At 74.2% G+C, this 26,652-nt stretch carries 23 protein-coding genes; 14 read left to right on the top strand and 9 right to left on the bottom strand.

The window, feature by feature from the left end:
* Positions 1-51 precede the first annotated feature (51 nt).
* Positions 52-564, bottom strand: a complete 513-nt coding sequence (locus ACH01S_RS35090) for a DUF5666 domain-containing protein (RefSeq protein WP_067902265.1) — start codon at positions 562-564, stop codon at positions 52-54.
* A 91-nt stretch (positions 565-655) separates the two neighbouring features.
* Positions 656-1,246, bottom strand: coding sequence for a TetR/AcrR family transcriptional regulator (locus ACH01S_RS35085; RefSeq protein WP_067902263.1), 591 nt, complete (start codon positions 1,244-1,246; stop codon positions 656-658).
* A gap of 57 nt (positions 1,247-1,303) precedes the next feature.
* Between ACH01S_RS35085 and ACH01S_RS35080 the strand changes: the two genes are divergently transcribed.
* Both ACH01S_RS35080 and ACH01S_RS35075 read left to right on the top strand, forming a co-directional pair.
* The gene (locus ACH01S_RS35080; protein ID WP_218010508.1) at positions 1,304-2,641 is read left to right on the top strand and encodes a flavin monoamine oxidase family protein; all 1,338 of its coding nucleotides are present in this window, start codon (positions 1,304-1,306) and stop codon (positions 2,639-2,641) included.
* Between the two features lie 1,016 nt (positions 2,642-3,657).
* On the top strand, positions 3,658-4,146 hold the full coding sequence (locus ACH01S_RS35075) for a DinB family protein (protein WP_067902259.1): 489 nt from the start codon (positions 3,658-3,660) through the stop codon (positions 4,144-4,146).
* Here the strand turns inward: ACH01S_RS35075 and recQ are convergent.
* Both recQ and ACH01S_RS35065 read right to left on the bottom strand, forming a co-directional pair.
* Positions 4,140-5,972, bottom strand: coding sequence for a DNA helicase RecQ (recQ, locus tag ACH01S_RS35070; protein ID WP_067902256.1), 1,833 nt, complete (start codon positions 5,970-5,972; stop codon positions 4,140-4,142). The two genes, ACH01S_RS35075 and recQ, sit on opposite strands and share 7 nt — an antisense overlap.
* A gap of 43 nt (positions 5,973-6,015) precedes the next feature.
* Positions 6,016-6,675, bottom strand: a complete 660-nt coding sequence (locus tag ACH01S_RS35065) for an HAD family hydrolase (protein ID WP_067902253.1) — start codon at positions 6,673-6,675, stop codon at positions 6,016-6,018.
* 213 nt (positions 6,676-6,888) lie between these two features.
* Between ACH01S_RS35065 and ACH01S_RS35060 the strand changes: the two genes are divergently transcribed.
* Complete coding sequence (locus ACH01S_RS35060) at positions 6,889-7,350, top strand: hypothetical protein (RefSeq protein ID WP_067902250.1); 462 nt, start codon at positions 6,889-6,891, stop codon at positions 7,348-7,350.
* Positions 7,351-7,485: 135 nt separating this feature from the next.
* Positions 7,486-7,887, top strand: coding sequence for a phage holin family protein (locus ACH01S_RS35055; protein WP_148344185.1), 402 nt, complete (start codon positions 7,486-7,488; stop codon positions 7,885-7,887).
* A 13-nt stretch (positions 7,888-7,900) separates the two neighbouring features.
* On the opposite strand, the gene ACH01S_RS35050 is transcribed toward ACH01S_RS35055, so the two are convergent.
* From ACH01S_RS35050 to ACH01S_RS35035, 4 genes are all read right to left on the bottom strand, one after another.
* A complete protein-coding gene (locus tag ACH01S_RS35050) occupies positions 7,901-10,690 on the bottom strand; it encodes a hypothetical protein (RefSeq protein ID WP_067902243.1) in 2,790 nt (929 codons plus the stop codon).
* Positions 10,691-10,755: 65 nt separating this feature from the next.
* Positions 10,756-11,718 (bottom strand): cation diffusion facilitator family transporter, encoded by a 963-nt coding sequence (locus ACH01S_RS35045; protein ID WP_246236516.1) that lies wholly within the window; start codon positions 11,716-11,718, stop codon positions 10,756-10,758.
* A gap of 173 nt (positions 11,719-11,891) precedes the next feature.
* Positions 11,892-12,908, bottom strand: a complete 1,017-nt coding sequence (locus ACH01S_RS35040; protein WP_067902236.1) for a hemolysin family protein — start codon at positions 12,906-12,908, stop codon at positions 11,892-11,894.
* Positions 12,896-14,365 (bottom strand): hemolysin family protein, encoded by a 1,470-nt coding sequence (locus ACH01S_RS35035; RefSeq protein WP_148344186.1) that lies wholly within the window; start codon positions 14,363-14,365, stop codon positions 12,896-12,898. Before ACH01S_RS35035 ends, ACH01S_RS35040 begins: the two co-directional genes overlap by 13 nt.
* A gap of 360 nt (positions 14,366-14,725) precedes the next feature.
* Here ACH01S_RS35035 and ACH01S_RS35030 point away from each other — a divergent pair, with 360 nt between their 5' ends.
* The 7 genes from ACH01S_RS35030 to ACH01S_RS35000 are packed head-to-tail and all read left to right on the top strand — an operon-like array spanning position 14,726 to position 23,995.
* Positions 14,726-15,940 carry a hypothetical protein gene (locus ACH01S_RS35030; RefSeq protein ID WP_067902232.1) on the top strand — a complete coding sequence of 405 codons (1,215 nt, stop codon included), beginning with the start codon at positions 14,726-14,728 and terminating at the stop codon, positions 15,938-15,940.
* Positions 15,937-18,396 carry a serine/threonine-protein kinase gene (locus tag ACH01S_RS35025; protein WP_169809414.1) on the top strand — a complete coding sequence of 820 codons (2,460 nt, stop codon included), beginning with the start codon at positions 15,937-15,939 and terminating at the stop codon, positions 18,394-18,396. The genes ACH01S_RS35030 and ACH01S_RS35025 overlap by 4 nt, the downstream gene beginning before the upstream one ends.
* Positions 18,397-18,398: 2 nt before the next feature.
* Positions 18,399-19,541, top strand: a complete 1,143-nt coding sequence (locus ACH01S_RS35020) for a PP2C family protein-serine/threonine phosphatase (protein ID WP_067902227.1) — start codon at positions 18,399-18,401, stop codon at positions 19,539-19,541.
* Positions 19,538-20,851 carry a vWA domain-containing protein gene (locus tag ACH01S_RS35015; RefSeq protein ID WP_067902224.1) on the top strand — a complete coding sequence of 438 codons (1,314 nt, stop codon included), beginning with the start codon at positions 19,538-19,540 and terminating at the stop codon, positions 20,849-20,851. Before ACH01S_RS35020 ends, ACH01S_RS35015 begins: the two co-directional genes overlap by 4 nt.
* A 5-nt stretch (positions 20,852-20,856) precedes the next feature.
* The gene (locus ACH01S_RS35010) at positions 20,857-21,591 is read left to right on the top strand and encodes an FHA domain-containing protein (protein WP_067902221.1); all 735 of its coding nucleotides are present in this window, start codon (positions 20,857-20,859) and stop codon (positions 21,589-21,591) included.
* Complete coding sequence (locus tag ACH01S_RS35005) at positions 21,588-23,141, top strand: GlnX family signal transduction membrane protein (protein ID WP_246236517.1); 1,554 nt, start codon at positions 21,588-21,590, stop codon at positions 23,139-23,141. Before ACH01S_RS35010 ends, ACH01S_RS35005 begins: the two co-directional genes overlap by 4 nt.
* 14 nt (positions 23,142-23,155) lie before the next feature.
* A complete protein-coding gene (locus ACH01S_RS35000; RefSeq protein ID WP_067902218.1) occupies positions 23,156-23,995 on the top strand; it encodes a glutamate ABC transporter substrate-binding protein in 840 nt (279 codons plus the stop codon).
* Between the two features lie 3 nt (positions 23,996-23,998).
* On the opposite strand, the gene ACH01S_RS34995 is transcribed toward ACH01S_RS35000, so the two are convergent.
* On the bottom strand, positions 23,999-24,349 hold the full coding sequence (locus tag ACH01S_RS34995; protein ID WP_067902215.1) for an STAS domain-containing protein: 351 nt from the start codon (positions 24,347-24,349) through the stop codon (positions 23,999-24,001).
* A gap of 406 nt (positions 24,350-24,755) precedes the next feature.
* Between ACH01S_RS34995 and ACH01S_RS34990 the strand changes: the two genes are divergently transcribed.
* From ACH01S_RS34990 to ACH01S_RS34980, 3 genes are all read left to right on the top strand, one after another.
* Entirely contained in the window at positions 24,756-25,427 is a 672-nt protein-coding gene (locus tag ACH01S_RS34990) for a lysophospholipid acyltransferase family protein (protein WP_067902212.1), read from the top strand.
* Positions 25,428-25,534: 107 nt separating this feature from the next.
* Positions 25,535-26,227 (top strand): hypothetical protein, encoded by a 693-nt coding sequence (locus ACH01S_RS34985; protein WP_067902210.1) that lies wholly within the window; start codon positions 25,535-25,537, stop codon positions 26,225-26,227.
* A gap of 113 nt (positions 26,228-26,340) precedes the next feature.
* Positions 26,341-26,544: an NfeD C-terminal domain-containing protein gene (locus ACH01S_RS34980; RefSeq protein ID WP_067902208.1), complete on the top strand. Its 204-nt coding sequence runs from the start codon at positions 26,341-26,343 to the stop codon at positions 26,542-26,544.
* The last annotated feature ends 108 nt before the right edge of the window (positions 26,545-26,652 follow it).

Below are 26,652 nucleotides of genomic sequence, written 5' to 3'. Positions count from 1 at the left end.
ATCGTGCCGTCCGCCCAGGTCGTGGCTTCGAAGGTACCCGCCGAACCCGACTTACCGGGCCTTCGGGACGCGGACCATGCGCGCGGTGCGGGTCTGGCCGGACCGCTCGCCCACGACCATCACCAGGTCGCCGTTCGCGAGGGACTTCAGCTCCGCCTTCTCGGCGTTCTTGCGGACGACCGTCTTGTCGTTCGTCGTCCACGTCCAGGACACGCCGTCGTCGCTCCGCACGGTGAGCGTCGCGCCCGACACGGCGGTGATCTTGCCGCGCTGCCAGCCGACGAGGTGGAAGCCGTCCTTGCGCTGGACGGTCGCCTCCCCGTGCACGCCGCCGAACCCGCCGGCGCCGCCGAATCCGCCGCGTCCCCACCGGTGCGGCCCCGGACGGCCCTTGTCCGGACGGCCCTGCTCAGGGCGGCCCTTGTCCCAGTGGTGCGGCTTCGCCGACGGGGAGGACGACGGGGACGGGTCGTCCGCGAACGCCGGAACGGCGAGGTACAGCCCGAGCCCGAGCAGCCCGCCCGCGCCGGCTCCGGCGGCGATCGTCTTTCGGTCGATTCGCATGGCGATCAGGTAACCGGGCGCGCCTGGCAGAAGTCCAGGCGGTTTCCTGAGAGATCCCTGAGAGTCGCCGCGGGCCGGTCGCCGCGCGGGGTCAGCCGTCCAGCCCGCCGAGCATGGCCTCGATCAGGCGAAGTGCCTGGTCGCGCGCCCGTTCCGGATCGTCGGCGTCGGCGACCGACAGCGCCAGTTCGGTCAGCGCGCCGTAGAACGCCGCCGTCGTGAGGGCGATCGGACGCGCCTCGGAGTCGCCGACGAGCGCGGTCAGCCCGTCCGCGAGAAGGGCGCCGAGGTACCGCTGGTCGAGTTCGCGCCACCGCGCCCACCCCAGCGCGATCGGCCCCTGGAGCAGGACGATCTCCCGGTACTCGGGGTCGGAGCAGATCTCCAGGAAGGCGCGGACGCCCGCCCGCGCCCGCTCCCACGGGGCGTCCTCGCGCGCCATCGCCTCGGTGATGCCGGACGCGGCCCGCGCTTCGAGATCCTCGAAGACGGCCTCGAACAAGCCCTGCTTTCCGGCGAAGTGGTGGTACAGGGCTCCGCGGGTCAGCCCGGCCGCCCGGACGACCTCCTCCGCCGTGACGCCGCCGAAGCCGCGCTCCGCGAAGAACCGGCGTCCGGTGTCGAGGAGGGCGGCGCGGGTGCTCTCGACATACCGCTCCCGCCGGGCTTTGACCTGCTTCATCCGGCATGTATAACACATACATGGTGTATGTCAGATACACCGCGAATGGAGGGGACCATGGCCGAAATCGCGATCGTCGGAGCGGGCGTGGCCGGACTCGTCGCCGCCCGCGACCTCGTCCGGCGGGGCCATGACGTCGTCGTCCTGGAAGCGCGGGACCGGGTCGGCGGACGCCTGCTCAACGGCGAACTGCCCGGCGGCGAGCCGATCGAGGTCGGCGGCCAGTGGGTCGGCCCCGGACAGGACGCGGTGCTCGGGCTGATCCGCGACCTCGGCCTCACCACGTATCCGACCTACGACGAGGGCCGCCATATCGCCGAGATCGGCAGCAGTCGGGGCGAGTACACGGGCCGGATTCCCCGACTCTCACCCGCGACGCTCGCCGACGTCGCGCAGGGGCAGTGGCGCGTCGACCGCCTCATGCGCGGCATCCCGGCCGACGCGCCCTGGACGGCCCGGCACGCCGCCCGCCTCGACGGGCAGACGTTCGAGACGTGGATCCGCCGCAACCTGCGGACGAGCAAGGGCCGCGCGTTCATGCGGCTGATCACGCAGGCGGTGTTCTCCGCCGAGGCCGGGGACATGTCCGCGCTGTGGGCCGGGTTCTACATCGCGTCCGCGGGCGGCCTCGACCCGCTGATCGAGACGACCGGCGGCGCGCAGCAGGACCGCGTCTCCGGCGGCTCCCAGCGCATCGCCCTCGCGATCGCCGCCGAGCTGGGCGACCGGGTCGTGCTGGACGCGCCGGTCTGGGAGATCGAATGGGCGGACGGCACCGTCCGGCTACGGACGCCGACCACCGAGGTCCGGGCGCGCCGCGCGATCGTCGCCGTCCCGCCGCCGCTCGCCGCCCGCATCCGGTTCACGCCCGGCCTGCCCGGGGACCGCGACCAGCTCGTCCAGCGCATGCCGATGGGCCGCGTCATCAAGGTCAACGTCGTCTACGACGAGCCGTTCTGGCGCGCGGACGGCTTCAGCGGACAGGTCACCAGCGACCGCCGCCCGTTCGGCGTCACCTTCGACAACACCCCGGAGAGCGGCGGCCCCGGCGTGATCGTCGGCTTCCTGGAGGGACGCCACGCCGACGTCGCCGCCCGCCTCACCGCCGCCGAACGCCGCGCCCAGGTGACCGCCGACCTGGCGTCCTACTTCGGGCCGCGCGCCAAGAACCCGGTCGCCTACCTGGAGAAGGACTGGGCGGCCGAGGAGTATTCACGCGGCTGCTACGGCGCCTTCGCCACCCCCGGCACACTGACCCGCTTCGGCCCATCCCTCCGCGCCCCGATCGGCCCACTCCACTGGGCGGGCACCGAAACCGCGACCCGCTGGGCGGGCTACATCGACGGCGCGATCGAATCCGGCCACCGCACCGCCCAAGAAGCCGCCCCCCACTAACCCGCCACCCACAGCCAGAACCGCTCACCCCCTCCAGGCGGCGTGCGTGGGATCCCGTGGGCGGGCAGTGCACGCGGTGGCCCGTGCGTACGCGGTGTCTGCGGTGGTGCGTGCGCGCGTGGTTCGTGTGCGGGTGGTGTGCACGGTGGCTTGTGTGCGGGTGGTGCGCGGTGGCTCGTGGGTGGACGGTGTATGCGGTGACCTGTGCGTAGGCGGTGCCTGCGGTGGTTCGTGTGCGACTGGTGCGTGCGCGGGCGGTGCGCGAGTGCCCGTGCATAGGGGTGTGCGCGGTGGCCCGTGCGTGGTGGTTCGTGCGCGGGCGGTGCATGCGGTGCCCATGCGTAGACGGTGCATGCGGTGGCACGTGCGCGGTCGGTGCACGCGGGTGCCCGTGCGCGGGTGCGTGCGGTGGCTCGTGCGTTGGCGGTGCGTGCGGTGGTTCGTGTGCCAGCTCGTGGTTCGTGCGCGGGTGGTACGTGCGGGTAGTTCGTGCGTGGGGGTGTGTGCACGGTGGCTTGTGTGGGGGGTGTGCGCGGTGGCCCGTGCCCGGCGGTGCATGTGGTGCCCGTGCGTGGACGGTGTGCGCGGTGGCTTGTGCGCGGGCGGTGCGTGAGTGCCCGTGCACGGGCGGTGCGTGCGGTGGCTTGTGCGCGGATGGTGTGCGCGGTGGTTCGTGCGCAGTGGTGCGCGTGGTGGCCTGTGCGGGCGGTGTACGTGGTGGCCCGTGCCCGGTGGTGCATGTGGTGCCCGTGCGTGGACGGTGCTGCGGGTGCCCGCGTGCGGGTGGTGGGTGCGGTGTTCGTGGGCGGGCGGTGCGCATGGTGGCTCTTGGGTAAGCGGTGTGCGTGCTGGTTCGTGCGCGGGCGGTCGTGCGGTGGCCCGTGCGTAGGTGGTGTGCGCGGTTGGGCGTGCATCGTTCGGTGGGTGTCGAGATGTTCGCGATCTAGCTTGGGGCTGGGAGCGCTGTCGGCCTTGCGCTGGGCGGGGCCGTTGGGCGGTTTTGAGGGAGGGTGTGGATGTCCGAGGAGGTTCCGAGTACTGATGATCGGGAACCGGCGGGGGTTGTGACGGGGATGGTTGAGCATGTGCTCGACCTGGCGGCGACCTGGACCGGGTGGGACGGGCGTCCGGTGCCTGAGGGGGATCGGCTCTACACGCCGCACAAGGCGATCCGGCGGGTCGCCGACCATCTCGTCGACCATCTGGCCGAGGTTGAGGCGCGGCTCGCTGGGCGGCCTACCGTTCCCGATGGGTGGCATGCGTCGGCGAGCACGACTCCCGCCGATCTGGCGGCCTTCACCCAGGAAGACCTGGACGAGGCCGTCAGTCGGCTCACCCGCCTCGGCCGCATCTGGGCCGACCGGCTGAGTGCGCTCAGCGCGGACCAGCTCGACCGGTCACCCGGCGAGGGCTGGACCATCCGGCAGATCGCCTTCCACGTGGCCGAGTCGACGTACTACGCCGACTCTGTCGGGAAGCTTTCGGCGGCTGGAACGGGTCACTGATCTTCGGTTGGGGGCGTCAGGGTCTCCAGGACTTGGTCGCCGTACTTGGCGAGTTTGTTCTCGCCCACGCCGTTGACGCGGCCCAGTTCGGCGAGGGTCGCGGGGAGGGCGGTGGCGATCTCGCGGAGGGTGGCGTCGTGGAAGATGACGTAGGCGGGGACGCCCTGCTCCTTCGCGGTCGCGGCGCGCCAGGCGCGCAGGCGTTCGAAGATCGGCTGGGCCTCGGCCGGGAGGTCGGCGGCGGGGGCCCGGCGGTCCTTGGCGGCCTTGGCGGGCTTCGTGGCGGGACGGTCGGCCTCGCGCCGCATCATCACCTTGCGGTCGCCGCGCAGGACGTCGGCGCTCGCGTCGGTCTGGAGGAGGGTGCCGTGGTTGCTCTCGACGGCGATCAGACCTTGCGCGAGGAGCTGGCGGACGACGCCGCGCCATTCGGTCTCGCGTAGCTCGGTGCCGACGCCGAACGGCTTCAGCGAGTCGTGGTCGAACTGGATGACCTTGGCGCTCTTCTTGCCGAGCAGGATGTCGATGATGTGCCCGGCGCCGAACTTCTGGCGGCGCTCGCGGTCGAGCCGGACGATCACCGACAGCACCTTCTGGGCGGGGACGGTCGCGTCCCACGACTCGGGCGGGGTCAGGCAGGTGTCGCAGTTGCCGCACGGCTCGGCGGACTGGCCGAAGTAGTTCAGCAGTTGGACGCGGCGGCACTCGACCGTCTCGCAGAGGGCGAGCATGGAGTCGAGGTGGGCGGTCTGGCGGCGGCGGAACGCGGGGTCGCCCTCGCCGCCGTCGATCATCTTGCGCAGGTTGACGACGTCCTGGAGGCCGTAGGCGAGCCAGGCGGTGGACGGCAGCCCGTCGCGTCCGGCGCGGCCCGTCTCCTGGTAGTAGCCCTCGACGGACTTCGGCAGGTCGAGGTGGGCGACGAAGCGCACGTCGGGCTTGTCGATGCCCATCCCGAACGCGATGGTCGCGACGACGACGAGACCGTCCTCGCGGAGGAAGCGGGCCTGGTTGGACGCGCGGGTCTCCGCGTCGAGGCCCGCGTGGTAGGGGAGGGCCTCGATGCCGTTCTCGGTGAGGAACGCGGCGTGCTTCTCGACCGAGTTGCGGGAAAGGCAGTAGACGATCCCGGCGTCGCCCTTGTGCTCGGTCTGCAGGAGGCGCAGGAGTTGGCGCTTGGCGTCGGTCTTCGGCTCGATGCGGTACTGGATGTTGGGACGGTCGAAGCTCGCCACGAAATGGCGCGCGTCGTCCAGTTGGAGGCGGGTCGCGATCTCGCGGCGGGTCGCCTCGGTGGCGGTGGCGGTGAGCGCGATGCGGGGCACGTCCGGCCAGCGTTCGTGCAGGCCGGACAGCATCAGGTAGTCGGGACGGAAGTCGTGCCCCCACTGCGACACGCAGTGCGCCTCGTCGATCGCGAACAGGGCGATGTCGGCGCGGTCGAGCAGCTCGACGGTGGCGGGCAGCCGGAGCCGCTCGGGCGCGAGGTAGAGCAGGTCGAGCTCGCCCGCGACGAGCTGCGCCTCCGTGACGCGGCGCTCCTCGAAGTCCTGCGTGGAGTTGAGGAAGCCCGCGAGGACGCCGAGCGCGCGCAGGGCGTCCACCTGGTCCTGCATGAGGGCGATGAGCGGGGAGATGACGATCCCGGTGCCCTTCCGGACGAGCGCCGGGATCTGGTAGCACAGCGACTTCCCGCCGCCGGTCGGCATCAGGACGAGCGCGTCCCCGCCGCCGACCACGTGGTCGACGATCTCGCGCTGGCCGTCGCGGAACGCGTCGTAGCCGAACACGCGCCGCAGGACATCGAGGCTCTCGGGGGAGGTCACCGGTTCATACTATGAGCGGCCGCGGACACCGTCCGGGCAATCGTCACCTGTGGACAACCTCGACCAGCTCGGGCGTGATCTCGTCCAGCCCGGCGGCGACGTGGGCGGCCAGGTCGAGCGCGTCGGACGCGGGCGGGTGCGCCGCACGCGGGACCGCGATCACCGTCATCCCCGCCGCGTGCGCGGAGCGGAGGCCGTTCGAGGAGTCCTCGACGGCGACGCAGGCCCGGCTCGGCACTTCCAGTTGGGCGGCCACGGTCAGGTATCCGTCCGGTGCGGGTTTTCCGCTGTCGACCTCTTCGGTGGACACCGTCGCGCGGAACAACGCGTCCACTCCGAGTTGGGCGAGCACCAGTTCGATGAGCGCGCGGGGGGACGAACTGGAAAGGCCCAGGGGACGGTACTCCGCCATGCGGCGGACGACGTCCACCGCTCCGGGCAGGACAGGGAGGTTCTCCTCGTACTTGACCGACATCCGGTCGATCACCTGGTAGGCGACCTCTTCGGCGGTGACGCCGTCCACCAGGTCGGTGGCGATGTAGGCGGCCCATTCGACGGTGCTCATGCCCATGAGCCGTTCCTGGGTGTCGGGCAGCCAGCGTCCGCCGCGCTCGGCGACGTAGCCGCGCCGCACGTCCTCCCAGACCGGCTCCGAGTCGATGAGGACGCCGTCCAGGTCGAACACGACGGCCTGTACGGGCATGGCGTCCCTCCACGGGTCTCGGCGGCGGTGGCGTCCGGGGATGCTCCAGCAAAGATCATTACCCGGGGCGACCGGGATGGAACCTTATGCATTGGATCGGACTAACGGCCTCTGACCTGGATTTATCCGACAAAACTACGTGATCCAGTTTTCGTCTGGCATGGTGGGGGCCCTCCGCACCCCCTCCGGAGTCACAGCAGAGGAGAGCTGCCCATGGTGTTCCTCGGTTTCCTGCTGGTAGCGGCGGCGGTCGTCGTCGGCGCCGGCGTCGTGCTCGACAACACCGGATCCGCCGACCTCGTCGCCTTCGACCGGACCGTGCCGGGGGTGAGCGAGGAATGGCAGGTCTTCGCCGTCGGAGCGGGCATCGGCGCCGTCTTCGTGATCGGCATGATGATGACCTTCATGGGCGCCGCCCGCCGCCTGCGCGACCGCCGGGACCTGCGCGACCTGCGCGAGGAGCACGAGGAGTCGCTGACGACGCTGGAGATGGAGAAGCGCCGCCTCCAGCGGGAACTGGCCCGCGTCCGGCAGCAGCCGCGCCCGGCCCCGGCTCCGGGCGCGCCCGCGCCGCCGCCCCAGAGCCGGCGCGAGCCCGCCGCCGCACCCGCCGCACCCGCCGCGCCGCGCTCCCAGGTCACCGCCCGCTCCCCCTTCTTCGACCGCGCCGACTGACCGTCCCCGCGCCGCCGTGCGGGGCGGCCCCCATGTGCCGCCTAACCGGCTCGTTCTGGATGATGACGGGCTTGTTCGGACGAATCGCCGTGTAGAGGGATGACGAGCGGCGGTCGCGCCCCGCATGATCGTGGTGTGCGGATACTCATCAAGGTGGGCATCACCGCGGTCGCCCTCTGGGTCGCCACGGTGCTGATCCACGGCATCACGGTGGAAGGCGACACGGCCGGCCGGCGCGCCCTCACCCTGATCGCCGTCGCCGTCATCTTCGGTCTCGTCAACGCGATCATCAAACCGGTCATCAAGACGCTCGGCTGCGCGTTCTACGTGCTCACGCTCGGGCTGATCGGGCTCGTGGTGAACGCGCTGCTGCTCTGGCTCACCAGCGAGCTGGCCGAGGAGCTGTCGCTGCCGTTCCACGTCGGCGGGTTCTGGGCCGCCTTCTGGGGCGCGATCGTCGTCGGCCTCGTCGGCTGGGTGCTGCACGTGATCGTCCCCGACGAGAAGCGGAAGAAGGACGACGACGACCGCGACTGACCCCTTCCGTTAGTCACCCCTCCTCGACCAGGCCGGGCGCGGCGGCCTCGGCCCGCGCGAACGGGCTGGTCGCGGGCCTGTCGGATGGCGCGTCCGCGTACTCCCGGTACTCCACCGGGGCCAGACCGGGCGCGCTCACCAGGACCCAGCGGCGGGCCCGGACCGCGCCGATCAGGAACTCCGCGTCCGTGACGGCGCCCGCGTCCGCGACGATCAGCGTGTCGAACACCTCGCCGGGGTCGGCGGGGCCGACCGCCAGGCCGACGCCGACCGGGGTCCCGGCGACCAGGTCGGCGGTGCGGAGCAGGACGTCGCCCTCCGCCGTCCGCTCGCCGTTCAGATAGCCGGTGAGCTGCTCGATCCGCGCCATCGCCCGGCGCTGGTGGTCGGGGACCGCCGCCGGGTCGTCGGCCGGGTCCGCGCCGCAGGTCGCGACGACGTTCTCCCGCGACCGGGCCTCCGTCCGCGCCGCCGTCTCCAGGTCGGCCTCGCGGGCGGCCATCTCCTCGGCGGCCTCGGCGGTGCGCCGCTCCAGCTCCGCCACCCGCTCCGCGGCCTGCTTGGCGGCGGCCTCCGCGTCCGCCCGCGCCTGGCGGGCCGTCGCCAGCGCCTCGTTCCGGGACGTCCGCGCCGCGTTCACCCTCTCCTGGATCGCGTGCGCGGCCTGCTGCGCGGCACGGGCCGCGAGGCCGTCCTCGGTGGCCTTCTCGACGGCCTCCGACGCCGCCCTGGCGTGTTCGCGATGCTCGGCCGTCGCGGTCTCCCGCTCCGTCGCGAGCCAGGTCAGCTCCGTCCCGAGCCGCTCCTGCGCCTCCTGCGCCGCGCGCAGTTTCGCCCCGCCCTCGGACACGAACGACGCCAGCCCGCGCCGGACGCGCTCCGCGTGCTCCGCCGCCTCCTTCGCCTCGCGCGCCCGCCGCGCGGCCTCGTCGGCCTCCCGCGCCCGGGCCTTGACCTCGGCGCGCAGGCCGCTCAGCTCCTCCGGCGGCGACGACACGTGCAGCCGCTGCCCGAGCGTCATCTTGCGCCGCACCCCGGACAGCGCCGACTCCGCCGACACCAGCCGGTAGTACGCGGCGTGGCCCTCGGCGGCCGCGTCCGCGTCGGCGGCCGTGAGGCGGTGCGCCTCCTCCGCCGCGCCGGGCAGCGCCTCCCGCGCCCGCGCCAGCTCGTCGGTCAGGGACGCCTCCGCCTGCCGCGCCGCCTGCAGCTCCGCCTGCGCGGTCTTCGCGCGCTCGTCGAGCTGGACGCACCGCGCGTAGGAGGCGTCGGCGGTCCGGGTCAGCGCGTTCGCCGCGGCGGCGGACTCGTCCGCGATCGCCTGGAGCCGCTCCGCCTCCGCGCGCGGACCCGCCAGCTCCGCCTCGGCCTCCTCCTGGACGGTGACGAGCCGCTCCGCCTCGGCCTCGGCCTCCTCCGCCGCCCGCCCGGCGGCGGCCGCCGCGTTCCGCGACTCCTCGATCGCGCCGGTCAGCGCGGCGCGCTCGGCCTCCAGCGCCTCGGCGCGCCGCAGGTTCTCGTCCTGGACGGCCCGCAACGCCGCCGCGTCCCTGGGCCACTGTTCGAGCCACATGAGACCGCGCCGGAGCAGGCGCGTCTCGGTGTCCCACGACTGCCGCCACGCCTGTCCCACCGGACGGAGCGCGGCCGTCCGCACGCGGGTCTCCGGCGCCGACAGGCCCTCCTCGGGGGCGGCGGGCTCGGTGACGGGCAGCGCCGGGAGCGGCTCGACCCGCGTCACGGCCGACGAACTCTCGCTCTCGCTCCCGTCTTCGCTGGGCTCCGGCTCGGGCTCGGGTGCGGACGGCACGGGCTTGAACTCGACCGTCCCGGTGGAGCCCGGCCCTCGGGCGGGCTGAGGCTGGACGGCGGGCTGGTCCGGCGCGCTCGGCTCGTCCAGCGGCGGGAGGGCCTGCGTCGCCACGGACGGGGACTCCGCCGTCGCCGGATGCGTCTCGATCTTCAGCGAGAAGACCTCGGGGTCGTCCTCCAGGGACAGGAGCAGGTCCGCGGCCCGCTCCGGCGTGGGCGCGATCAGGAGGGCGCGCTCGTCGGCCGCGGCGAGCTCCTTGACGATCTCGCGGACCACCTCGTCCGGCCGCTCGGCGCGGACGAGGCGCGGCCCCGCCGTCCCGCCGTCCAGCGTCCCGGGCGCGACGAGAAAGCGGGCCAGGGCCTCCCAGTCGCCCGCGACCCGCCCGTCCCGCAACGCCTGGAGCGCGGCGACGTGCGGCGCCCAGCCGACCGGCGGGACGTCCTCGGGCACCTCCCTGAGGCGTGCGTCGAGCCGCTCGTAGAACTCGGTCAGCGGCCGGTACACGTCCTCGACCAGCTCGGGCCCGCCCCACCCGTCCTGGACGACGGGCTCCCCGAGCGGCGGCGTCTCCGGCGGATCATCGTGCAGGGGCATGGTGCTGAACCCGGCCCGAGGATCGACCCCGTCCTCCGGCTCGACCACGGCTTCGGCATCGGGCTCGACCACGGCTTCGATCTCGGGCTCGATCGTGGGCGCGGGTTCGGGCTCGGCCTCCGAAGGGGCCTGGGCGGCGGGCTCGGGTTGCGCCTCGGGGACGGGCTCGGGGGCGACCGCCGGTTCGGGGTCCGGGGCGGGGACGTCGGGGACGGTCTCGCTTGCGGGGGCGTCCGTGTCGGACGTCGGAGGCTGTGCCACGGCGGGGTCCTCCTTGTCGGGGAGGGGGACGGTGACCGTGGGGACCTCCGACTCGGGGACGTACACCGGCGCGGGTTCCCCGTCGCCCGCGGTCTCCTCGTCGGGCCCGTTGGTCTCTGATGGCTGCTTCACGCGTCATCCCGTCCCAGATCGTCCGCCCGGGGCCCTAATTTCCCCTTCTTCGCCGGACTAACGTCTCACATGTCCCGGGATCGGCGGTGCCCGGCCAGGACCGCGTGATGATCTTCACCGTCGCGGGCCTCGGGGTCCGGGTGGACGACGGCGCCGGACAGCCGGGGCAGCGCGTGCAGCAGGCTGTGCTCCGCGTCCACGGCGACCCGGTGGGCGTGGACGACGGTCGAGCCCGGGTCCACGACGACGTCGCACTCGGCGCGCAGGCGGTGCCCGATCCAGCGGAGCCGGACGTCCCCCACGGCGAGGACGCCGGGCGTGGCGCGCAGCGCGGCCTCGGCGCGGTCGACCAGCGCCGGGTCGACCGCGTCCATGAGGCGGCGCCACACCTCGCGGGCCGTCTGCCGCAGGACGGCCAGGATCGCGACGGTGATCAGCAGCCCGACGGCCGGGTCGGCCCAGGACGCGCCCAGCGCGACGCCGCCCGCGCCGAGCAGGACGGCGAGGGAGGCGAACCCGTCCGTGCGGGCGTGCAGGCCGTCCGCGACGAGGGCGGCGGAGCCGATCCGGCGGCCGACGCGGATGCGGTAGCGGGCGACCAGCTCGTTGCCCGCGAACCCGACGAGCGCGGCGCCCGCGACGGCCGCGACGTGGTCCACAGGCTGTGGACGGGCGAGCCGCTCGACGGCCGCGAACCCCGCCGCGACCGCCGACACGGCGATGGCGAGGACGATCACCACGCCCGCGAGGTCCTCGGCGCGCCCGTACCCGTAGGTGTAGCGGCGGGTCGGCGGACGCCGTCCGAGGACGAACGCGATGCCGAGCGGGACGGCCGTCAGCGCGTCCGCCGCGTTGTGCAGCGTGTCGCCGAGCAGCGCCACCGAGCCGGTGAACGCGACCACCGCCGCCTGGAGGACGGTGGTCGCGCCGAGGCCCGCGAGCGAGATCCACAGGGCGCGCATGCCCTGCGCGCTCGCCTCCATCTCGGGATCGACCTTGTCGCCCGCCTCATGCGAATGCGGCCGCACGGCGTGCGCGATCCGCTCCCGCCACGAAGCCCGCCCCCCGTGCCCATGCCCATGCCCGTGCCCATGCCCGTGATCGTGTCCGTGACCGTCGGTGCCCATGAGTCAACGATGACCCCGAAAACGCGTTGCAGCACCTCGACACCTGCGGTGTCGTCGCAGGTACGGAGGCTGTGTCAGTGCGGGTTGGTGGCCAGTAGCTCGGCGAGGACGTCGTCCAGCGTCACGATCCCGGCGAACTCGCCGTCCGCGTCGTGGACGACGGCGAGCTGCGCGCGGGCGCGGCGCATGCGGCTGACCGCGTCCAGGACGGTCGTCTCCGCCGTCAGGACGGGCGCCGGGTGGGCCAGTTCCCCGGCCCGCCGCCGTCCGTCCGGCTCGGTGATCGCGGCTCGGACGTGCACGATCCCCGAGATGGCGCCGTCCAGGTCGCGGACGAGCATGCGGTTGTGGCCGCTCGCGGTGGCGGTCCGCCGGATCCGCGCGGCGGTCGCGTCCGCGCCGATCGTGGTGACGGACGTGGCGGGCACGACGAGCCGTCCGACCGTCGCCTCCCGCGCGGAGATCGCCCGCCGCAGCAGCTCGTGGTCGTGCCGCCCGATCAGGCCGAGCCGCCGGGACTCGCCGACCAGGTGGCTGAGCCGGGCCGGGTCGGTGTGGTCGTCCAGCTCGTCCTTCGGCGTGACGCGGATGAGCCGCAGCAGCGCGTTGGTGACCGCGTTCAGCGCCGCCAGGATCGGCCGGGACACCTTCGCGAACGCCCGGAACGGCAGCGCGAGGATCAGCGCCGACCGCTCCGGGTGCGTGATCGCCCACGACTTCGGCGCCATCTCCCCGACGACCATGTGCAGGAAGGTGATCACGGCGAGCGCGCAGCCGAGCGCGATGGCCTTCGACCCCGCCTCCGGGACGCCGAGCGCGTGCAGCGGCGGTTCGAGGAGGTGCTCGAACGCGGGCTCGGTGACGATCGCGAGGCCGAGCGAGCACATCGTGATGCCGAACTGCGCGCCCGCGAGCATCAGCGACAGCTCCCGGACCCCGGCGAGCGCGGCGACGGCCGGGCGGCTGCCCTTCGCGGCGGCCCGCTCCAGTTGCGGACGCCCGGCCGCGACCAGCGCGAACTCGGCCGCGACGAAGAACCCGTTCCCGGCCAGCAGCAGGACGGTGACGACGAGCGGCGTCAGGAGGTCCACGACGCCTCCTCGGACTCCTCGGTCTCCGCGACTCCGCCCCGTTCGGCCGCCCCGCCCCGTTCGGCCGCCCCGCCCCGTTCGGCCGCCCCGTCCCGTTCGGCCGCCCCGTCCCGCTCGGCCGCGCCGGTCTGCTCGGGCGGCGGCGTCAGGGGGACGGTCCGGACGATGCGGATCTTCTCGGCGACCCGGCGGGCCACGCTGACGACCTCCAGTTCGACCGGCGGCCCCCCGTCCGGTTCGACGGTGAGGCGGTCCCCGGCGGACGGCAGCCGCCGCAGCTCGGCCATGACGAGGCCGCCGAGCGTGTCGTAGGGGCCGTCGTCCGGGAGGTCGAGGCCGGTGAGCCGGGCGACCTCGTCGATGCGCATGCCCGCGTCGACGAGCCACGAGCCGTCCGGGCCGGACGTCGGGGCGTCCTCGCGCTCGTCGGTCTCGTCGGCGATCTCCCCGACCAGCTCCTCGGCGACGTCCTCGAAGGTGAGGATCCCGGCGAGGCCGCCGTACTCGTCCACGACGCAGGCGAACTCCTCGCCGGAGTCGCGCATCCGCTCGATGACCCCGTACAGCGGCTGGCTGCCGGGGACGAACAGCGCCTGCCGCGCGACCGCCCGGACCGGGGTGGCCGGGTCGAGCGCGTCGTCGGCCACCTCGCGGACGCCCGCGACGCCGACGACGTCGTCGACCTCCTGCCCGTACACCGGGTAGGCGCTGTGCCCGGTCTCGCGGATCAGCGCGACGAGGTCGGCGACGGGCGCGGTGCCCGGCAGGGTCCGCACCTGGGGGCGCGGCACCATGACCTCGTCCGCGCGGAGGTCGCCGAACGAGACGGCCCGCTCCAGCAGCCCGGACAGGTCGGCGGGCAGGTGCCCGGAGCCGCGCGACTTGCCGATGATGTCGCCGAGCTCCTCAAGCGTCGCGCCGCCGTGCAGCTCCTCGACCGGCTCGACGCCGACCGCGCGCAGCAGCCGCTCGGCGGAGCGGTCGAACAGCCGGATCACCGGCCCGGCGACCGTCAGGTAGACGAGGGTGGACGCGGCCAGCGCGCGGGCGAGCGGCTCGGCCCGCGCCAGCGCGAGGTTCTTCGGGAACAGCTCGCCGAGCAGCATCTGGATGAGCGTGGCCAGCACGAACCCGGTGGCCAGCGCGATCGCCCCGGTCGCGCCCTCGGGGACGCCGAGGACGTCCAGCAGCGGACGGATCAGCTCGGCGAGGGCGGGCTTGGCGATGAACCCGACGACCAGCGTCGTCATCGTGATGCCGAGCTGCGCGCCCGACAGCATGAACGACAGGCGCCCGATGACCTTCACGGCCCGCCGGGCGGACGTGTCGCCCCGCGCGGCGGCCTGTTCGAGCGTCGCCCGGTCGGCGGCGACGTACGCGAACTCCTGGGCGACGAAGTATCCGGTGGCGGCGGTGAGGACGATCACCGCGAGTACTCCGAGCGTCGCGCTCAGCATGGGGCACCGGGTCTATCACTGGGGTCCGACACCGCGGACTCACCACTCCTCTCAAAACGGCCTCGAATGTCGTAACGTCACCCCGGAAATCGAGGTTCCCGGAGCACAGGGTACGGGTCGGCCTCCGGAGCGGCCCCGAGCCCGGCCATTCGATCGCGATGAGATCGAGATCCGGGATCATCGGGACAGAATGGTGCTTGTCTGGTTCGGTGTCACGGATCACACTTGTATGAGAGCGTACGTCCGATAGTGGACCGGTCCGTGCTCCCAGACCGCCGTACCGGGCATGCTCAGGGGGTCCGTAGGAGAGCGAACGCGGGGCTGACGTTGGACCATAGCGGGGCCGGGCCCACCGCGCCCATGAGCCGGGAGGGCGTCGACCATGCCCTGCGGACGCTCCGCGCGGAACGCGACCGGATCTCCGCCTCCCTCCTCGACCTCGACGGCCACGAGGGCAGCCGCCTGCTGGAGGGCGCCCGGCTCACCGGCGAGACGTGGCGGCGCTGGGAGGACGCGAAGACGCGGATGACGTCCCTGTGGGCGCTGTTCGACGCGTACCAGCGCGTCCTGGAGGCGGCACAGGACCTGCGCGACCGGAACCCGCGGCCGGACGCGGCGACGCTGGTGGAGCTGTCCGGGATGCTGTCCGGGCTGTCGGTGGAGCTGCCCGACGGCGAGATCCCCCTCCAGGACCGCACCCTCCTCGGCCCGCACGAGCGGCGGGTCACGCTGGAGGAGGCGGTCGCGCTGATGTCGGAGGCGTACACGTTCGTCGCGGGCGAGATCGCCGCCGCCGACGCCGCCTGGACGGCCCTGCTCGTCCCGCTGGAGGAGGCCGAGGAGAGCTGGCGCCGCACCGCCCGCCTCGCGCACTCCCTGGACGGCACCCGCCACCCCGAGCTCGACCGGGTCGGCCGCGAGCTGACCGCGCTCGGCCGCCTCATCCGCACCGACCCGCTGTCGCTCGTCCGGAACGGGGCCCCGGACACGACCCGGCTCGACCGCGTCCGCACGATCCTCACCTCACTCGGCGACGAGCTGGCCGGGGTCGCCCGCATGCGCGACGACTACGACGAGCTCATCGCGCGGGTCACCGCGTCCGTCGAGGAGATCGAGGCGACCGAGCGGCGCGCCCACGAGGCGCACCGCACCGCGCTCAGCAAGATCGAGTCGCCGAACCTGCCCGCGCCGTCGTGCGGGCTCGGCGGCGGGCTCCGCGACCGGCTCGCCGCGCTGGAGCGGCTGCGCGAGGCGGGCCGCTGGGTCGAGATGGCCGGGCGGTTCGCCGAGCTGGAGCGGGCGGCCGCCGACGCGCTGGAGCGGGCGCGCGGCGACCTGCGGCTGAGCGCCGGCCTGCTGGACCGGCGCGGCGAGCTGCGCGGCCGGCTGGAGGCGTACCGGGCCAAGGCCGCCCGGCTCGGCGTCGTCGAGGACGAGCACCTCACCGAGCTGTACGGGGAGGCCCGGGACGTGCTGTGGACGGCGCCCTGCGACCTGCGGCGGGCGACGGCGGTGCTCGCCGAGTTCCAGCGGGCGCTGCGCGCGTGCGAGAGCGAGACGGGGTCCCGGCGATGAACCGATGCGCCCAGCCCGGCTGCACCGGCGAGGTGGAGCCGGACGGCTTCTGCGACACCTGCGGCATGGCCCCGGCCCCGTCCGCCCCGTCAACCCCATCGGCCTCGTCTGCCGCGTCAGCCCAGTCCGCCGGGCCGTCGCGGCCTTCGCAGCCCATCCTGCCGGTGACGCCCGCTCCGGTCACGACGCGGACTCCGGTGGCGCCGCCGACGACCAGGCAGCCGTCCGCCCCGCAGCCGCCCGGCCCGGACGGCTCCAGCGGCCCGAGCGGCCCGAGCGGTCCGAGCGGCGTCTCGGCCGGGTCGGCGGCGACCGGCGGGTCGCGGAGCCTCGGCTCCGGGCGGACGGCCTCGCGCGGCGGCACCCGGGGCTCGGGCGGCTCCAGCGGGTCCGGGCGGCGCGGGATGCTCGGCGCCGGGCTGGTCGACGTCCCGCCGGTCCCGGCCCGCGACCCGGCGTCGGCGGTCATGGCGAAGCCGGAGGTGCCGGAGAACCGGCGCTTCTGCAGCCGCTGCGACGAGAAGGTCGGCCGCAGCCGGGACGGCCGCCCCGGCCGCACCGAGGGGTTCTGCGCGAACTGCGGGCACCCGTTCTCGTTCACGCCGAAGCTCCACCCCGGCGAGCTGATCGGCGGCCAGTACGAGGTGCTCGGCTGCCTCGCGCACGGCGGGCTCGGCTGGGTGTACCTCGCCCGCGACCACAACGTCAGCGACCGCTGGGTCGTGCTCAAGGGCCTGCTCGACCTCGGGGACGCCGACGCGATGGCCGCGTCCACCGCCGAGCGGGCGTTCCTGGCGGAGGTCGAGCACCCCAACATCGTCAAGATCTACAACTTCGTCCAGCACGGCGGCTCCGGCTACATCGTGATGGAGTACGTCGGCGGACGGTCCCTGAAGGACATCCTGCTGAGCGTCCGCCGCGAGCACGGCGACTCGGCGTCGCTGCCGCTCGGCCAGGTGATCGCCTACGGCCTCGAAGTGCTGAGCGCGCTCGGTTACCTGCACGGCGTCGGCCTGCTGTACTGCGACTTCAAGCCGGACAACGCGATCCAGTCGGAGGAGCAGCTCAAGCTGATCGACCTCGGCGGGGTCCGGCGCGCGTTCGACGTGGACAGCCCGATCTTCGGCACGCCCGGCTACCAGGCCCCCGAGATCAGCTCGCAGGGCCCGTCGGTCACGTCCGACCTGTACACGGTCGGCCGGACGCTCGCCGTGCTCAGCTTCCCGTTCCGCGGCTACACCGGACGCCACCTGCGCAGCCTGCCGCCCCGCGAGGAGGTGCCGCTGTTCCAGCGGCACGAGTCCTACCACCGGCTGCTGCGCCGCGCCACGCACCCCGACCCGGCCCGCAGGTTCCAGAGCGCGGCGGAGATGGCCGAGCAGCTCACGGGCGTGCTGCGCGAGGTGCTGTCCGCCGAGGACGGGCATCCGCGGCCCGCGCCGTCCCCGCTGTTCGGGCCGGAGCAGCACACCGCGGGCGCGGAGATCGTCGAGGGCCTCGGCCCGGACGGCGCGCGGCCCGGCGCCGCGGCCCCGCCGATCCTCGTGCCGCTGGCCCCGGCGGCAGCGGCGGCGGCGCTGCCCGTCCCGCTCGTCTACGGGTCCGACCCGGCCGCCGCGTTCCTCGCCGGGCTCACCGCCCGCGACCCGGGCGACCTCGCGGCGGCGCTGAGCGCGGCGCCGGTCGCGTCCCGGGAGGTGCGGGTCGCGCTGGTCCGGGTCCGGATCGAGCTGGGCGACCTGGACGGCGCGCACCGGCTCCTCGAAGAGCTCGCCGCCGAGGACCCGGACGACTGGCGCGTCGACTGGTACCGCGGCGTCCGTGCCCTCGCGGGCGGGCGCGGCCGGGAGGCGGTGGCCGTCTTCAACGACCTGTACGACCTCGCGCCCGGCGAGCAGGCGCCGAAGCTGGCGCTCGCGTTCTGCCACGAGACGCTCGGCGACCTGCCCCGCGCGGAACGCTTCTACGAGACGGTCTGGCGCACCGACCCGACCCATGTCAGCGCCGCGTTCGGGCTGGCCAGGGCCCGGCTCGCGGCCCGCGACCGGCTGGCCGCCGAGCACGTGCTCGACTCCGTCCCGCGCATTTCGAGCCACTACCTGGCGGCGCAGCTCGCGTCCGTCGCCGCCGCCGTGCGCGGCCGGGGGCCGACGGAGCTGGACGCCGCGTCCCTGGTCGAGGCGGGACGGCGGCTCTCCTCCCTGCGGCTCGGCATCGAGCGGGCGGCGGCGTTCGAGGCGGAGGTGCTGGAGGCCGCGCTCGCCTTCGTGCTGACCGGCCGGACCGTGCCCGCCGGGTTCCGCGGCCAGGTCCTCGGCACCGAGATGCGCGAGGACCCGCTCCGCGTGCGGCTGGAGGCGACCTACCGGACGCTCGCGCGGTTCGCCGACGACGCCGGCCACCGGCACGCGATGGTCAAGCGGGCCAACGCCGTCCGCCCAAGGACGCTGTTCTGACGATGGACGCGGACCAGCACACCCACGCCGGGCCCTGCCATGGCTGCGGCCAGCCCGTCCGCCGCGGCGAGCGCTTCTGCGAGCAGTGCGGCCGCCCCGCCCCGGCGCCGCCCGTCCACCCGTCCGGGCCGGGGGGAATGCCACCGGCGCCCCCCGCGGCGCGGCCCGTCCAGCCGCCGGGGGACGCGGCGCCGGTGACGCGTGCGGAGCGGCCCGCCCCGGCCGGGGCGAGGGCCACTCGCGCCGATCTGCCGGTCATCTCCGAGTGCGAGGACTGCGGGGGCGGCGTCATCGGCGCGGACGGGTACTGCGAGGAGTGCGGGCTCAGGCGGGCGTCGTCGGCCGACAGCGCGCGCGGGCACGTGGAGACCGACCTCGGTCCCCTCGCCGCCGCCGTCAGCGACCGCGGGTTGAGGCGGCGCCGCAACGAGGACGCCGTCTCCCTGGCGGCGCTGCCCGCCGGGGCGTGCGCCGTGGTGTGCGACGGGGTCGCGACGGCGCCCGGCTCGGACGAGGCGTCCAGGCGCGCGGCGGACGCGGCGGCGGCCGTCCTGTCCGGACGCGTCGGAGTCGGCATGGACCCGCGCGCCGCCACCCGCGCCGCCGCCGAGCGGGCCGCCGAGGTCGTCACGAGCCTCGCCACCGGCCGGAACCCGGACGACGCCCCCGCCTGCACGTTCGTCTCCGCCGTCGTCGACCGGACGGGCGTCACGGTCGGCTGGGTCGGCGACAGCCGCGCCTACTGGCTGGCCCCCGGCGGCTCGTCCCTCCTGACGCGGGACGACTCCTGGGCCGCGCGGATGGTCGAGCGCGGCGAGCTGAGCGAGGCGGCGGCGTGGGCGGACCGGCGGGCGCACGTCCTCACGGCGTGGCTCGGCGCCGACGCGGGCGCGGTCGAGGCGCGGGTGACGGCGTTCCGCCCGGCCGTCCCCGGGCTGGTGATGCTGTGCAGCGACGGCCTGTGGAACCATCTGCCGGAACCGTCCGCGCTCGCGGCCGTCGCCTTCGCCGCGGGCGCGGCCGACCCCGCGGGCCCGGCGGGGGCGGCGCGGCGGCTGCTGCGGGCGGCGCTCGACGCGGGCGGGCACGACAACGTCACGGTCGCGGTGATCCCCTATCCGACGAGCAGGGAGCCGGGCAGATGAGCCAAGTCCCCGAGTTCACGGTCCGCGTGGACCAGAACCCCTACCTTCCGGCGGGCGGGCGGGAGATGCACGCCATCGTGACCGTGGAGGCCCGCTCGTCCGGCGGCGGCGCGGGCTCGGCGGGACCGGGCCGCGCCCCGGCCGCCGAGATCATCATCATCGACACGTCCGGCTCGATGTCCTACCGGGGCAAGATGGCGGCGGCGAAGCGGGCGGCCCGCGCGGCCGTGAACGTGCTGCGCGACGGCGTGCGCTTCGCCGTGGTCGCGGGCGCGAACCAGCCGCGCATGGTCTACCCGCAGGCGGAGCGGCTCGTCGAGGCGAGCGAGACGTCCCGGCGCGGCGCCGTGAACGCGGTCGGCCGCCTGGAGGCCGCGGGCGGCACGGCGATCGGCTCCTGGCTGCGCCTCGCCGAGCGGCTGTTCTCAGGGAACGACGACGACGCCGTCAAGCACGCGATCCTGCTGACCGACGGCAAGAACCAGCACGAGACCGCCGCCGAGCTGGACGCCGCGCTCCGCGTCTGCGCGGGCCGCTTCCTCTGCGACGCGCGCGGCGTCGGCACCGACTGGGACGTCGCCGAGCTGCGCAAGATCTCCTCGGCACTGCTCGGAGGGTTCCTCGACGTCCCGGACCCGGCCGACCTGGAGGCCGACTTCCTCGCCATGACCAGGGCCGCGATGGGCAAGGAGGTCGCGGGCGTCGCGCTGCGCGTGTGGACGCCCCGGCAGGCGCGGCTCCGGTTCGTCAAGCAGATGGTCCCGGCCGTGGAGGACCTGACCGGCCGCCGGGTCGAGTCCGGGACGCAGACCGGCGACTACCCCCTCGGCGCGTGGGGCGACGAGGCCCGCGAGTACCACCTGTGCGTCGAGGTGGAGCCCGGCGACATCGGACGGCAGATGCGCGCCGCGTGGGTGAAGCTGCTCGCGGGCGACGCGGTGCTGGCGTCCGGGAACGTCCTCGCCGAGTGGACGGACGACGAGGCCATGTCCACTCGCATCAACGGCCGCGTCGCGCACCATACCGGGCAGTCCGAGCTGGCCGACGCGATCCAGCAGGGCCTTGAGGCGCGCCGCGAGGGCGACGAGGACACCGCGACCGCCCGCCTCGGCCGCGCCGTCGTGCTGGCCCGCGAGGTCGGCAACGAGCAGATCTCCGACCTGCTCGACAAGGTCGTGGACGTGATCGACCCGGCGCGCGGCACGGTGCGGCTGAAACGCGAGGTGGCGAAGGCGGACGAGATGTCGCTCGACACCCGGTCCGTCCGCACCGTCCGGACTCGCCAGGACGACGCCGGGGGAGGAGGCTGAGGACCATGCCGGTCTGCCCGAGCGGGCACGCGTCCGACGCCGCCGACTACTGCGACGTGTGCGGCGACCTCATGGACGGGGCGCCACGCGCCCGTTTCGCCGACCCCGAGCCCGCGCCCGCGCCCGCCCCGGCGACGGCGCCCGCGCCGACCTGCCCGCACTGCGGCGCCCCCCGCTCGGGGCGCTTCTGCGAGGCCGACGGCTACGACTTCGAGAAGGGCGCCCTGCACACCGTCCAGCTGGCGGCGGCGCAGGCCGTCCGGCCGCGCCCGGCGGCGGCGGCGGAGGCGCGCCGCCCGCAAGGCCCGCCCCGCCCGGCGCCGCCCGGCCCGTCCGCGCTGATCACCGCCGACCGCGCCTACTTCGACACGGTCGTCGCGCAGATGGGCCCGGACGCGGCGGGGCTGGCGTTCCCGCCGTACTGCCCGGAGCGGCGCGTCCCGCTGATCGGCGACCAGGTCCGGATCGGGCGGCGCAGCACGTCCCGCGCGCTCCTCCCGGAGATCGACCTGAGCGCGCCCCCGGAGGACCCCGGCGTCTCGCACCTGCACGCCGTCCTGCTCGCCCAGCCGGACGGGACCTGGCGCCTGGTCGACCCCGGTTCGAGGAACGGCACGACGCTCAACGACGCGGCGGACCCGATCGGCGTGAACGTGCCGGTCCCGGTGGCCGACGGCGACCGCATCCACGTGGGGGCCTGGACGACCATCACGCTGTTCTTGCAGGAAGGCCCGCCATGACGCTGACTCCCTCGCAGGGCTCGCCGGTCAGACCGGGCCCGCCCGCGTCCCGTCCCCCGGCGCCGCCGCCCGCACCCGAGCCCCCGTCCCGGCCGCCCGCCGAGCGCGCCCCGCGCCGCGCCGGCCGCCTGACGACGTTCGTCCGCGGCCGCTGGCTGCGGACGATCCCCGGCCGGATCGGCACCCACGTCACGCTGTGCCTCGCCGCGATCGTCGCGCTGCTCGCCGTGCTGACGGTGGCGATCGGGAACGCGCGCGACTCCGTCCAGACGATCGGGCACGACGCGGGCCCGCAGGTCGTCGCGACCGGCACGCTGTACTTCGCGCTCAGCGACATGGACGCGCAGGTCGCCAACATCCTGCTGATCGGGCGCGACCACAACCTGGGCATCGGCTACGCCGAGTCGCTGCGGGTGTACGAGCGGCGCCGCGCGGAGGCCGACGCGGCGGCGGTGCAGGCCGCGCAGCTCGCCGGGCGCGACCCGGCGCTGCGCCGCACCGTCCAGGAGGTGCTGGACGGCCTCGGCCGCTACGAGCGGCTCGTCGGCGCGGCGATGAAGCAGAACGACCAGTCCGGGCACCCGCCGGGCGAGGCGCCGCCGGACGTCGTGGACGCCTACCGCGACGCGACCGACCTGATGAAGCTCCAGCTCCTGCCGAAGGCGTACAACATCACGCTGGACAGCGGCGCCCACGTCCGGCAGGCGTACGAGACGAAGCGCTCGGCGGTGCTGTCCGGCCGCACCTGGGTGGCCGTGACGGGGCTGATCGTCCTGCTGCTGCTCGTCGCGACGCAGCTCTACCTCGCGCGGACGTTCCGCCGCGTCCTCAACCCGGCGCTCGTCCTCGCGACGCTCGGCGCGCTCGCCCTCACCGCCGTCGGCGCGGGGCTGCTGACCGCGCAGGCCGGGCACATCAGGAAGGCCAAGGAGGACGGATTCGACTCCATCCTCCAGCTCTCCCGGGCCCGCGCGATCAGCCACAGCGCGTTCGCCGACGAGAGCCGCTACCTCCTCGACCCCGGGCGCGCCGACACCTACGAGCAGACCTACCTCGACAAGTCGCTGTCGGTGATCTACCCCGACCTCGGCGACCGGCCCGTGAACCTGGAGAACTACTACTCCGGGCTCGACCAGCGGCTCGGCTCGTACAAGGCGGGGCAGGAAAGCGTCCCGTTCCTCGGGTTCTTCGGCGACGAGGCCCGCGCGGTCGGGCACGGGCGGGAGGCCGACGCGCTGCAGAAGACGCTGGACGCCTACCGGAACGTCCAGCGCAACGACGCGCAGATGCGGCGGCTCGCCTCGGCCGGGAACCGGACCGGGGCGGTCGACTGGCGGATGGGCCGCACGTCCGGCGCGATCCGCGACTTCGCCGCCTACGACGCGGCGCTCAGCTCGCTGACCGCCGTCCACCAGGACGCCTTCGACACGGCGATCGAGGACGCCGACGGCGGGCTGCGCGGCTGGACCGCCGTCCCCGCCGCGAGCGGGGCGGCGCTCGCCCTGCTGATCTTCCTCGGCGTCCGGCGCCGGCTGGCCGAGTTCCGCTGAGGGGAGACGAAGACATGCGTGCCGACCGACGAGCGTTCCGCGGGGCCGCCGCGGCGCTGGCGACCGCCGCGGCCCTCTCCGCGCCGGCGGCCTGCGGCCTCGGCGGCACCGAGGAGGAGAGCGTCGCCGACAAGGGCTCCCTGGTCATCGGCGTCAAGGCCGACCAGCCCGCGCTCGGCGTGAAGCGCCAGGACGGGACGTACGAGGGCTTCGACGTCGACGTCGCCACCTACATCGCGGCGCGGCTCGGCGTCCCGGCGAGCCGGCTCACGTTCAGGACGACGAACTCCTCCGTCCGCGAGAAGGCCCTCGCGGACGGGACCGTCGACATGGTCGTCGCGACGTACTCGATCACCGCCAAGCGCAAGATGAACGTCACCTTCGCGGGCCCGTACTACGTCGCGCACCAGGACACGTTCGTCCGCGCCGACGCCGCCTCGATCAAGGACGTCCGCGACCTGAAGGACAAGCGGATCTGCGAGGTGACCGGCTCCAACTCCTGGCGCCGCGTCATCGAGGAGCGCAAGGTCGCCGCGCGGCCCGTCACCGTGAACACCTACGGGGCCTGCATGGACGCCCTCGCCGCCGGCCGCCTGGACGCCGTCTCGACCGACGACCTGATCCTCGCCGGGTTCGCGGCGGGCCGCTCCGGACGGATGATCAACGCGCCGTTCACCGACGAGAAGTACGGCGTCGGCCTCAAGAAGGGCGATCTGAAGGGCTGCGAGGTCGTCAACCGCGCGATCACCGCCATGTACCAGGACGGCACCGCGCAGCGCCTGCTGAACAAGTGGTTCGGCAGGTCGGGCCTCAAGCTGAACACGAGCGTCCCCCAGTTCGAGGGCTGCTCCTGACCCCTAGCGGGTGGTGGACGGCAGCGCGCCGAGCGCCTCGCGCAGCGTGTCGTAGATCGGGATGAACTTGTCGATCCCGGTGATGCGGAAGACGCGCTGCACCCGCGGCGGCAGCGCCACCAGATGGACGGCGGTGCCGCGCTCCCCGGCCCGCCGGTTCGCGGCGACGATCGCGTTCAGCCCGGTCGAGTCGCAGAACGTGACCTCGCGCATGTCGACGACCAACGGCTCGCCCGACTCGACGACCTCGAACAGCGCCTCCTCGAAGCGCGCCCGGGACACCACGTCGATGTCGCCCTTCACCCGGACGAGGGTGCAGCGGTCGTCGCGCATCAGGTTGACGTCGAAATCCATGGTCACCTCACGCCCCACTCCGGTGGTACCCGGCCAACTCAGGTGACTCCTCAGGATTGCGCACCGGTGCGCGCAATCCAAGCTCTTCTCGGGAAAAGGGCCAGGTCGCCCCGCGGCGGCCGAGGCCGTGACACGCACCGGTAACTCCGGCCGGACACCACGTTGCCGACCCTACCCGACGGAACCGGCGGAGCGGCCGGACCCGTCCCGCGACATCCGAGAAACGGGGCAAAAACGTACTGAAGGGAAACTTACTGTTTAGTAAGGACTGCTGGATAAGGCGTCGGGTAGCCGTCGTGACCTGCGGTCCGGCCATTCCGACCCGCCCCGCGCGGGCAAAGCGGGCGCTGCCGGGGCCGCGACCGGCGCAGACGTTACAGTGGCGGTGGCGAAATCGGGAGGCTGGGTGTTCTACACGTTCATGACGCGCGTGGTGCGTCCGATCCTGTGGCTGCTTTTCCGCCCGCGGGTCGTGGGCGGCGAGCACGTGCCCAACTACGGTCCGCTCATCGTGGCGAGCAACCACCTGTCGTTCATCGACAGCTTCATCATCCCGCTCGCCGTCCCGCGGCCGGTCACCTACATCGCCAAGGCGGCCTACTTCGAGGGCGGCGGCGTGAAGAAGGGGTTCGTCCGCTGGTTCCTGACGAACCTCGGGCACGTCCCCGTCCGGCGCGGCGCGCGGCGCGCCGCGATGGGCGCGCTGGAGCAGGCCGCCGAGGTGCTGGAGAACGCGGGCGCGTTCGCGATCTACCCCGAGGGCACCCGCTCCCCGGACGGGCGCCTCTACCGGGGCCGCACCGGCGTGGGATGGCTCGTCCTGGAGTCTGGCGCGCGGGTGCTGCCCGTCGCGCTGGAGGGCACCGAGAAGATCCAGCCGATCGGGGCGTCGCTGCCGCGCGTGTTCGGGCCGCGCCCGACCGTCCGGATCGGCCCGCCGATGGACTTCTCCCACTACCGCGACCTGCCGCCCGCCAAGGCGCGCCGTGCGATCACCGACGAGATCGTCGAGACGATCCAGAAGATGTCCGGCCAGGAGTACGCGGCCGAGTACAACGACCGCGCCGAGCAAGGCTGACCCGCCCCCGTCCCTCGCCCGCTTTCCGGGACGATTCGGACGTCGGGTTCGTCCGGAAGGCGTGTCGTCCGCGCCCTCGCGCGCCCGGTGCGCCTAGTGTCGCCGCCATGGCGCACAGGCTCCTCCCGATCATGCTGGTGTCGACGGCCGCCGCGGTCACCGCGTGCGGCGCGGGCGCGGAACGCGCGCAGCCCGTGCGCGGCACCGCGCCCGCCGAGGTCGCGGCCCCCGGCTACACCTCCGCGCAGCTCGGCCAGGCGCTGCTCACCGAGGTCCCCGGGCACCGCCGCGCGGGCGAGCCCGACTCCGGCGAGTACGGGACGCTCGCCGCGATCCAGAACTCGGCGCGCGTCCAGCGGGAGACCGTGCTGGACAAGCCCCGCTGCGGGACGGGCCGTCCCGGCTCCGACGTCCCCGCCGACGCGCCCGCCGCCCTCGTCACGTTCGCGCGGCAGGGCCAGACGGTCACCGAGACGCTGATCGGGATGTCCGCGGCGGACGCCGAGAAGCAGGTCAACGCCCGCGTCCCGGCGGGCTGCCTGCGGTTCCGCACCAAGGTCGGCTCGCACTGGGCCGAGCACCGCGTCGTCGAGTCGCCGCGCGGCGACATCGGCGCGGGCTCCCGGACGGTCGGCGTCGGCACCGTCGCGGGCGCCGCCCGCGCCCGCACCTGGTACGTCGTCTTCCGCGACCGCGACTACCTCGGGACGGTCACCGTGTTCGGCCCGTCCGCGACCCGCGCCGACGCCGAGAACCTCGCCCGCGCGTCCCTCGCCCAGGCCCGCCGCATCCTCTCCTAGCCCCCGGGACGGCCCCGGGCGCGGTGCGGGCGGCGCGAACTTCCGGATACCGTTCGCCTTGTACGGCGCGGAGAGCGGGCTCCGCCCGGCGGCGGACCAGCGAGGAGATCCCCTTGATCGGTAAGGAGGGCCGGGTCACCGGCAGGATCGGTCCCGGCCTGGTCGGGGAGGTGATGATCCCGGTCCGCGGCGGGGTCGAGGCGTTCTACGCCCACCCCGTCGACCCGCGCGACGAGATCGGGGTCGGGGTGATCATCGTGGTGGTCGAGTACCACCCGCCGCGCACGGTGTACGTGGCCCCGGCGCTCGGTCAGTAGCGCACCGGCCCCATCCGTACCGCACTTTGCCGATAAAGCGCGGAATGCGCCGCTATAGGCCGCGACAAAGGCGAACCGAACGATCGTCCAGTGCGTCTACTGGGAAAC

This window comes from Actinomadura chibensis NBRC 106107 (assembly GCF_001552135.1).
GTDB classification, from domain to species: domain Bacteria; phylum Actinomycetota; class Actinomycetes; order Streptosporangiales; family Streptosporangiaceae; genus Spirillospora; species Spirillospora chibensis.
Note: the sequence above shows the minus strand (reverse complement) of the source record. Positions and strands in the feature narration are given on the sequence as shown.